General features: G+C 54.9%; 9 protein-coding genes. 6 read left to right on the plus strand and 3 right to left on the minus strand.

Features of this window, described 5'->3' with window-relative positions:
• Nucleotides 1–336: 336 nt before the first annotated feature.
• Both Q9J32_RS09875 and Q9J32_RS09880 read left to right on the plus strand, forming a co-directional pair.
• A complete protein-coding gene (locus Q9J32_RS09875) occupies nucleotides 337–603 on the plus strand; it encodes a DUF3079 domain-containing protein (RefSeq protein WP_301883604.1) in 267 nt (88 codons plus the stop codon).
• A gap of 15 nt (nucleotides 604–618) precedes the next feature.
• Nucleotides 619–768: a hypothetical protein gene (locus Q9J32_RS09880; RefSeq protein ID WP_159068582.1), complete on the plus strand. Its 150-nt coding sequence runs from the start codon at nucleotides 619–621 to the stop codon at nucleotides 766–768.
• 538 nt (nucleotides 769–1,306) lie between these two features.
• On the opposite strand, the gene yccS is transcribed toward Q9J32_RS09880, so the two are convergent.
• From yccS to pilT, 3 genes are all read right to left on the minus strand, one after another.
• Nucleotides 1,307–3,457, minus strand: coding sequence for a YccS family putative transporter (gene yccS, locus Q9J32_RS09885; RefSeq protein WP_301883602.1), 2,151 nt, complete (start codon nucleotides 3,455–3,457; stop codon nucleotides 1,307–1,309).
• Nucleotides 3,458–3,573: 116 nt separating this feature from the next.
• Nucleotides 3,574–4,800 (minus strand): PilT/PilU family type 4a pilus ATPase, encoded by a 1,227-nt coding sequence (locus tag Q9J32_RS09890; protein ID WP_301883599.1) that lies wholly within the window; start codon nucleotides 4,798–4,800, stop codon nucleotides 3,574–3,576.
• A gap of 163 nt (nucleotides 4,801–4,963) precedes the next feature.
• Nucleotides 4,964–6,007: a type IV pilus twitching motility protein PilT gene (gene pilT, locus Q9J32_RS09895; RefSeq protein WP_003711230.1), complete on the minus strand. Its 1,044-nt coding sequence runs from the start codon at nucleotides 6,005–6,007 to the stop codon at nucleotides 4,964–4,966.
• A 113-nt stretch (nucleotides 6,008–6,120) separates the two neighbouring features.
• Between pilT and Q9J32_RS09900 the strand changes: the two genes are divergently transcribed.
• The 4 genes from Q9J32_RS09900 to dksA all read left to right on the plus strand — a co-directional run bounded on the left by Q9J32_RS09900 (nucleotide 6,121) and on the right by dksA (nucleotide 8,627).
• On the plus strand, nucleotides 6,121–6,825 hold the full coding sequence (locus Q9J32_RS09900; RefSeq protein WP_301883596.1) for a YggS family pyridoxal phosphate-dependent enzyme: 705 nt from the start codon (nucleotides 6,121–6,123) through the stop codon (nucleotides 6,823–6,825).
• Nucleotides 6,807–7,214, plus strand: coding sequence for an RNA-binding protein (locus Q9J32_RS09905; protein ID WP_301883606.1), 408 nt, complete (start codon nucleotides 6,807–6,809; stop codon nucleotides 7,212–7,214). Before Q9J32_RS09900 ends, Q9J32_RS09905 begins: the two co-directional genes overlap by 19 nt.
• A gap of 48 nt (nucleotides 7,215–7,262) precedes the next feature.
• Nucleotides 7,263–8,063: a pyrroline-5-carboxylate reductase gene (proC, locus tag Q9J32_RS09910; protein ID WP_301883595.1), complete on the plus strand. Its 801-nt coding sequence runs from the start codon at nucleotides 7,263–7,265 to the stop codon at nucleotides 8,061–8,063.
• A gap of 147 nt (nucleotides 8,064–8,210) precedes the next feature.
• Nucleotides 8,211–8,627 (plus strand): RNA polymerase-binding protein DksA, encoded by a 417-nt coding sequence (dksA, locus tag Q9J32_RS09915; RefSeq protein WP_118793253.1) that lies wholly within the window; start codon nucleotides 8,211–8,213, stop codon nucleotides 8,625–8,627.
• Nucleotides 8,628–8,758: the final 131 nt, after the last annotated feature.

Genomic DNA, 8,758 nt, shown 5'->3' on the forward strand with positions numbered 1-8,758 from the left:
TGGGTTGCCCTGCCGCTCCCTGTGCTACGCAACGGTTGTCTGCCTTGTGTGGGGTCGGGTGGCGGCCGGGCGGTTTGTTGCTATGATACAGTGATTACAATATACAAGCGGTGGGCTTCAGCCCACCAATCCACCAATCCACCAATCCTACCAACTCCCCCACCTTATCCCCAAAAAACATCCCCGCGCCTGACACATTTACCGTATAAAATACCGAAACCGCCTCATACGGTATTTCACAAACCTTAACCCCTGCGCGTAAAAAACGTATAAACCCGAAACCGTTGCCGCCGCATCCCCTATAATTTCATCCAATAAAAAAACGAGGCACATATCATGGCGAAAAAATTCCCCATATTCCCCAAAAACCCCGAGCGCATCTGCTGGGGTTGCGACAAATATTGCCGCGAAGACGATTTACAGTGCGGCAACGGCTGCGAGCGCATCCAACACCCCATCGAGCTGGACGGGCGCGACTGGTACAAAAAAGGCGACTGGAGCAACCTCTTGAGCGAGGAGCAGCAAATCGAGCTGGGCTTGAAAGAAGCCCCGAAACCCGCCAAACCCCATGTTAAACTCCCCCTCAAAAACAAAACCGCCTGATGCATTTCTATGGAAATGCCGTCCGAACAGGCTTCAGACGGCATTTTTTACGGCATACGCACAGGTTTGCCGTTATTCCGTATACTGGAAAACCATTGTCGTCCGCACCTGCCCGAATTTTCAGACAAAACCGCGTCGGCATGGCAATGCCGACCCGCACCATAATTAAGATTGGTGATTGGATACGGTAGGGGTAATACCTTGTCAGAAATTAAGATGCCGTCTGAAACAATTTCAGACGGCATCTTTTATTTTGGGGCGCGTTTTTTATTCCTGCCTGTTTTTCCCATGCCGCCGCCTGCCGCGCGCAGGCTGTAAGGTAGGTTTCAGTCCACCAATCTCACCACTTCCATCAATCCCACCGTCTCGACCAACCTCATCACTTCACAACATCATCGAAAACACATGACATTGTGGGCAAATCGTTGAAACAGTCGTAATCGGCAGGCAGGAATCCCTTTCTTCCGTTTGTGTTTTTGAGTTGATGAAGATGGTGGGAATAATCGATTGGGTGTTGGGGTTGGTGGAAATGGTGGGCTGAAGCCTGCCCTACAGTTCATCGTACAGTCCATCCTATTCCCCCACCTTATGTATCCACCCTACAGCTGCCTCCTACCTGCGCATTTACCCTGCGCAAAGCCTTATCCACTATCTTGCAACCTGTCTGACAATCTGCCCTTTCTTTCAAAATGCCGAAACTTTTTCAGGCTGCGTTTTGGGGCTGCCTGTGCGGAATTTGTCGGTAGGCGCGGTAGTAGGGTTCGAGCTGTCGGGCGATGAGTTGGAGCTGTTGGAGGAGGATGTGGCTTTGTGTTCCGCTGCTGTGGGTGCGGAGGGTGTCGAGTTCGCCACGCAGTGTATCCAATGCCGTCTGAAAGTCGTCGGGTTCGGTTTCGGGCAGGTGTTGGAAGATGTGGGCGGTGTGTTCGGCGGCGAGGTGGAACTGTGCGGTAAAGTCGGGGCTGCATTCTTCGTGCATTTCGCTGCGGTATGCGCCGAGGGCGGAGATGTAGCCGGTCAGGGCGTAGCCGGTTTTGAGCAGGGTAAAGCCAGGTTGCAGGCTGCCGGCGAATTTTGCGGGTTCGCCGCTCATGTCGGAAAGGGTGCTGCTGAGGGCGGCGGTGTGTTCGTGGGCGCGGCGGCGGGTGGCGCGGTATTCGACGTCGTCGCCCGTTTCGCCGCTTTTGAGGCGTTCGGCGATTTTTTCGAGATAGGCGCCGTTGCTGCATACGGCAAGGGCGGCGGTGCGTTCGAGCGTGAGGTATTTCCAGTCTGGCCATAGGTAGCTGACCGCCGCCCAAGCAATGGATGCGCCGATAATGGTGTCGATGATGCGTACGGGCATGGCGGCGTATACGTCCAACCCTGCAAGCGACAGGCTGGTCAGGGCTTGAATGGTGATGAAAAATGTCGAGAAGCTGTATTTGTAGGTGCGGGTCATGAAGAACAGGGTGGTACTGGCGATGACGATCCAGAGTTTGGTTTCGACGGAAGGGGTGAAGTAGGGGACGAGCGAGCCGACGATTACGCCGAGTACGGTGCCGGCGATACGTTGGTACACGCGGCTTTTGGTGGCGGTGTAGTTGGGTTGGCAGACGAAAAGGGCGGTCAGCAGTATCCAGTAGCCGAGGTTGAGGTTGAGGGCTTCAACGATGGTGCAGGCGGCGGCAACGACGAGGGACAGGCGGACGGCATGGCGGAATACGCCCGATTCGAGATTCAGTTGCGGACGGATTGCCTGCCAGGTGTTTTTGAAGCTGCCGGTTTCGAGGGCGGCGATGCGGGTGTCGCCCATGCGGTCGTTTTCGGCGGGGGAGTCGCTGTGTCGGAGTTGGCGGAACTGCTGGTCGACGCTGCCGAGGTTGTCGAGAAGACGACGCAGGTGGCGGATGTCGGGACTGTCGTTGCCGTCTGAAAGGAGGCGCAGCGATTGGCGGCAGCCTTCGATGGCGCGGCCGAGGCGTTTGCTGTAAACGTAGTCTTTGCTTGCGCGCAGGGCTTGGGCGGTGTTGCGGCAGGCTTGTCCCTGCATTTCGAGCAGGCGGTGGATGCGGAAGATGATGTCGGTGTTTTTGAATTTTTCGGACATCTCTTGGTAGTCGACGTGGGCGGAGCTGATGCGTTCGTGGATGTCTTGGGCGGCGAAGTAGTAGCGCAGCATTTTGGCGGTGCGCGGGTGGCGGTGTTTGCCGCGAAGGCGGTAAAACAGGGCGGAACGGCATTGGTTGAAGGCGGTGATGACGCCGGTGTTGCTCATGGCGAGGTCGATGTGGCGGTTGCCTATCCATTCGGCTTCGTCGGGATCGAAAAAGTCGGCTTTGGCTTCGAGGTAGCCGCCGAGTGCTTCGTAGGCGTTGGCGACGCTTTCTTGGACGGGGCGGTGGGGCAGGACGATTTGGAACAGGAGGATGGCGGTGCTGTACAGTACGGTGCCGCACAAAATCATGAAGGGGTTGGTCAGCCAGTAGGTTTCGGGGGTGTAGGTAAGTGTGGTGTAGGTGGCGACGGCGAGTGCGCCGAAGGCGAAGGTGCGGTATTTCAGCCCGACCGCGCCCATGATGGTAAAGCCGAAAGTCATCAGGGTCATGGCGAGGATGAAGGGCAGACCTGTGCCGAGCGTGCTTTGCGCGACAAGTGAGGAGAGGGTGAACAGGGCGACGGTGGCGATGATGTTTTTCAGCCGTCCGGTCAGGCGGTTGTCCAAATCGACCAGGCCGCCGGCGATGATGCCGAGTACGAAGGGCATGGCGAGCTTGGGTTCACCTAGCTGCCAGACGATGGAGGCGGCGGTAAAGACGCTGGCGAAAACGGGAAGCGAGGTAATGAGCAGAGGCTTGAGGAGTGGGGTTTTCATGGTTTTACCGGTTTATTGTTATGAAGTGAATAAAGTGTAGCACATGAATGGGGCGGATAAAATCATGCCGTCTGAAAACGGGGATGCGGTTTTCAGACGGCATTGGGTTTTGCGGATTAGGAAACGAGGTTGAGACCGTTGACCCTGTCGTAAAGGAGTTCGGGCATTTTGCCTTCTTCGTACAGTTGGATGTGCAGGCGCAGGTTGTTGGCGGAAACGGACTGGCGCAGGGCTTCTTCGTAACTGATGATGCCGTGACGGTACAGTTCGAAAAGGTTTTGGTCCATCGTCTGCATTCCGTCGGTTTTGGCGGTTTCCATGATTTTATTGATGTTCATCAGGTCGCCCTTCAGGATGAAGTCTTGGATGGCGGGTGTGTTGATGAGCAAATCGACAACCGCCGTCCTGCCCGTTTTGTCTTTTTTGAGGGCGAGGCGTTGGCAGATGATACCGGACAGGTTGAGGGCGATGTCGATCAGTATTTGCTTGTGCTGTTCTTTGGGGTAGAAGTTGAGTATGCGTTCGAGCGACTGCGGCGCGGTGTTGGCGTGGAGCGTAAAAATGCACAGGTGGCCGGTTTGGGCGAGCTGCATCGCGTATTCCATATTTTCCCTGCTGCGGACTTCGCCGATGCAGACCACGTCGGGGGACTGGCGCATAGCGTTTTGTACCGCCGTCTGCCAGTTTATGGTGTCGACGCCGATTTCGCGCTGGGTAAAGATGCAGCGGCGCGGCTTGTAGATAAACTCTATCGGGTCTTCGATGGTAACGATATGACCGGGCAGGGTTTTGTTGCGGTGTTCGAGCATAGTCGCCATCGTGGTGGATTTGCCCGAACCGGTAGGCCCGACGATAATCAGCAGCCCGCGCGGCGCGACGGCGAGGTCTTTGAGTTTTTCGGGTAGGCCCAATTCCTGCATTTGCGGGATGACGTGGTTGATGCGCCGCAAAACCAAACCTGCGTGGCCTTGGCTGTGGTAGGCGTTGGCGCGGTAGCGCGTGCCGCTGCGCGATTGGACGGAGTAGTTGATTTCGCCGTCGCGCCGGAATATTTCCGATTGTTCGGCATTCATCGTCGATGCGGTGATGGCGGCGGTTTCCTCGCCCGTCAGAGCCTTTTGCGGCTGCGGGGTTAATGCGCCGTTGATTTTCAACGAGGGCGGGAATCCTTTGCTGATAAGGATGTCGGACGCGCTTTGCGCTTCTGCGGTTTCGCACAGGCGGTCGAGCAGCGGGTGGAGGTGTGCGCCGATTTCGGCCGGGGTTTCGGAGCGGCTTTGTTTTTTTTGAGAATACACTTGAACCATTTCGTCCAAGATGTCGTGCAGGTTATTGGTACTCATCGTTAACTTCTTTTCAGTTTAAGCCTTGCAGTTTGCGGCGGCGGGTTTCAACAGGAAGGCGGACGCTTCCTGTTCTGAAGGGGATGCCGGGCGGGATGCCGCGTCCCGCCCGGCGTGTTTGCACCTTGTTTTCCCGCCTGTATGGCCGGAAGGCGGTTGTGTGTCAGAAACTCATACTTTCGCTGTTTTGCGCGCGTTTGCGTGCGACTTCCGGTGCAATCAGCCCTTGGCGCACCAGCGATTGCAGCGATTGGTCCATCGTCTGCATACCGCTCGCCTGCCCGGTTTGCAGGACGGAGTTGATCTGCGTGATTTTGTTTTCGCGGATGAGGTTGCGGACGGCAGGGTTGGAAATCAGGATTTCGTGCGAGGCGACACGGCCGTTGCCGTCGCGCGTTTTCAGCAGGTTTTGGGAGATGACGGCGGTCAGCGATTCGGACAGCATAGAGCGCACCATTTCCTTTTCCCCCGCCGGGAATACGTCCACGATACGGTCGACGGTTTTTGCCGCGCCGGTCGTGTGCAGCGTGCCGAAAACCAAGTGTCCGGTTTCGGCGGCGGTCAGTGCCAAGCCGATGGTTTCGGGGTCGCGCATCTCGCCGACAAGGATAACGTCGGGGTCTTCACGCAGTGCGGAGCTTAGTGCATTGGCAAAGCTGAGGGTATGTTGGTGCAGCTCGCGTTGGTTAATCAGGGATTTTTTGCTTTGGTGGACGAATTCGATCGGGTCTTCGATGGTCAGGATGTGTGCCGGCTGGGTTTCGTTGATGTAGTTGATCATCGCGGCAAGCGTGGTCGATTTGCCCGAACCGGTGGGGCCGGTAACCAATACCATACCGCGCGGCGATTCTGCAATTTTTTGGAAAATGCGCGGGGCTTTCAATTCTTCCAGCGATAAGACGGTGCTGGGAATGGTGCGGAATACGGCGGCGGGGCCGCGGCCGGTGTTGAAGGCGTTGACGCGGAATCGGGCAACGTTGGGTAGTTCGAACGAGAAGTCGACTTCCAAGTTTTGCTGGTAGATTTTCCGCTGATGGTCGTTCATCACCGAAGTTACCATATTGCCGACCTCTTCCGCACTCATTTCGGGAAGGTTGATGCGCCGCATATCGCCGTGAACCCGAATCATAGGGGATATGCCCGAACTCAGGTGAAGGTCGGATGCTTTGTTTTTAACGCCGAAGGCGAGTAAGTCGGTAATCTGCATAATGGGATATTGTCCAGTATAATGTTTGGGTCGTTCGGTGTTTCCTACTTCTGAATTTTACTGCCCTGATTCTTGGGATTCAACTATTTAAGCATTTTTACCGGGGATAATTTATGACGGTTTTGCAAGAACGTTATCGGGAGGTGTCCGACCGTATCGGAAAATTGGTTCTGCAGGCGGGCAGGGAGCCGCATTCTGTTAGCCTGATTGCCGTCAGTAAGACTTTCCCTTCAGACGGCATCCGCGAAGTTTACGCCGCCGGACAGCGTGATTTCGGCGAGAACTATATTCAGGAGTGGTACGGTAAAACGGAAGAGTTGGCGGATTTGCCCGACATCGTGTGGCACGTCATCGGCGATGTGCAGTCCAATAAAACCAAGTTTGTCGCCGAACGCGCGCATTGGGTGCATACCGTATGCCGTCTGAAAACCGCCGTCAGGCTGAGCGGGCAGCGTCCTTCCTCAATGCTGCCCTTGCAGGTGTGTATCGAGGTGAACATTGCGGGCGAGGCGGCAAAGCACGGTGTCGCGCCCGAAGAAGCGGTCGCGCTTGCCGTGGAAGTGGCGAAGCTGCCCAACCTTGTCGTGCGCGGACTGATGTGCGTTGCCAAAGCCGGTGGTAGCGAAGCGGAGTTGAAAACCCAGTTTCAGACCATGCAAAAGTTGCTTGCCGACCTCAATACGGCTGGCATTAAGGCGGACGTGCTGTCTATGGGGATGTCGGACGATATGCCTGCCGCCATTGAGTGCGGTGCGACACACGTCCGTATCGGCAGCGCGATTTTCGGGAAAAGGGGCAGATTGGAATGCGCGCAATAAAATATGCGGCAACGGTTGCGTTGCTTGCCTTTACGGTCGCAGGATGCCGGTTGGCAGGTTGGTATGAGTGTCCGTCCCTGTCCGGCTGGTGTAAGCCTAGAAAACCGGCCGCCATCGATTTTTGGGATATTGGCGGCGAGAGTCCGCCGTCTCTAGAGGACTACGAGATACCGCTTTCAGACGGCAATCGTTCCGTCAGGGCAAACGAATATGAATCCGCGCAAAAATCTTACTTTTACAGGAAAATAGGGAAGTTTGAAGCCTGCGGGTTGGATTGGCGTACGCGTGACGGCAAACCTTTGATTGAGACGTTCAAACAGGAAGGTTTTGATTGTTTGGAAAAGCAGGGGTTGCGGCGCAACGGCCTGTCAGAGCGCGTCCGATGGTAAAAAGTTGGAAGTTTTTGAAAACATAAATTTGAATAGAATGGAAACGGAGTGGAAACAAGAAACATCTATTTTCTCGGCGGCGGAAATATGGCGGCTGCCGTTGCGGGCGGATTGGTCAAACAGGGCGGTTACCGCATCCATATTGCCAACCGGGGGGCGGAAAAGCGCGAACGTTTGGAAAAAGAGTTGGGGGTCGAAACTTCTGAAACCTTGCCGGAGCTTCATTCCGACGATGTTTTAATCCTTGCTGTTAAACCGCAGGATATGGAAGCCGCGTGCAAAAATATCCGCACCAACGGCGCATTGGTGCTTTCTGTCGCAGCCGGATTGTCGGTCGGTACGCTCAGCCGTTACCTCGGGGGAACACGCCGCATTGTCCGGGTTATGCCGAATACGCCCGGAAAAATCGGGCTGGGCGTATCCGGTATGTTTGCCGAAGCGGAAGTATCGGAAACAGACCGCAGGATTGCCGATCGAATCATGAAATCTGTCGGTTTGACCGTTTGGTTGGAAGATGAAGCGCAAATGCACAGCATTACCGGCATCAGCGGCAGCGGACCGGCATATGTGTTTTATCTGTTGGACGCATTGCAAAATGCCGCCATCAGTCAGGGTTTTAGTGAACAAGCAGCCCGCACGCTCAGTTTGGCAACTTTTAAAGGGGCGGTTGCCCTTGCCGAGCAGACGGGTGAGGATTTCGAGAAGCTTCAAAAAAACGTAACGTCAAAAGGCGGGACAACCCACGAAGCCGTGGAAGCCTTCAGACGGCATCGTGTCGCCGAAGCCATAAATGAAGGCGTTTGTGCCTGTGTGCGCCGTTCGCAGGAAATGGAACGGCAATATCAATAATGTAAAGAAAATAAAAACCCCAATCCAAAACGTGTTATGATGCGCGTTTTCTAAAAACGCCTTAGGCAATAAGCCTTATAAAAATCAAAGGAATAAAGCCACTTTGTGGTGCTTTGTTTTTTGCGGTGAACCGAGAGGATATACATTATGGCAAAGCTGACGGAACAAGATATTTTAAATTGGAACGGGTCGGAAGACGATTATATGAATGACGACCATTTGGCTTTTTTCCGCGAATTGCTGGTAAAAATGCAAGACGAACTTATCGAAAATGCTTCCGCTACGACAGGACATCTCCAAGAACACGAATCGGCCCCCGATCCCGCCGACCGTGCCACACAGGAAGAAGAGTACGCATTGGAACTCCGTACACGGGATAGGGAACGAAAACTTCTCAGTAAAATACAGGCGACCATCCGCAATATTGATGAAGGGGATTATGGATTCTGTGCCGATACGGGAGAACCTATCGGTCTGAAGCGGCTGCTGGCACGCCCGACAGCCACTTTATCTGTTGAGGCACAAGAACGCCGAGAGAGGATGAAAAAACAGTTTGCCGACTGAATAGCAGCAAACAAAATGCCGTCTGAAGCCCCGAGTTTCAGGCGGCATATTCACAAAGGCGCACCAGTCGGAGGAGGGGGGAGGGATTATTGGAGGCGGCGCAGCGTTTGGTGGAAATAAAAAACCTTATC

It is taken from the genome of Neisseria uirgultaei, from assembly GCF_962719845.1.
Taxonomy (GTDB): Bacteria; Pseudomonadota; Gammaproteobacteria; order Burkholderiales; family Neisseriaceae; genus Neisseria; species Neisseria bergeri.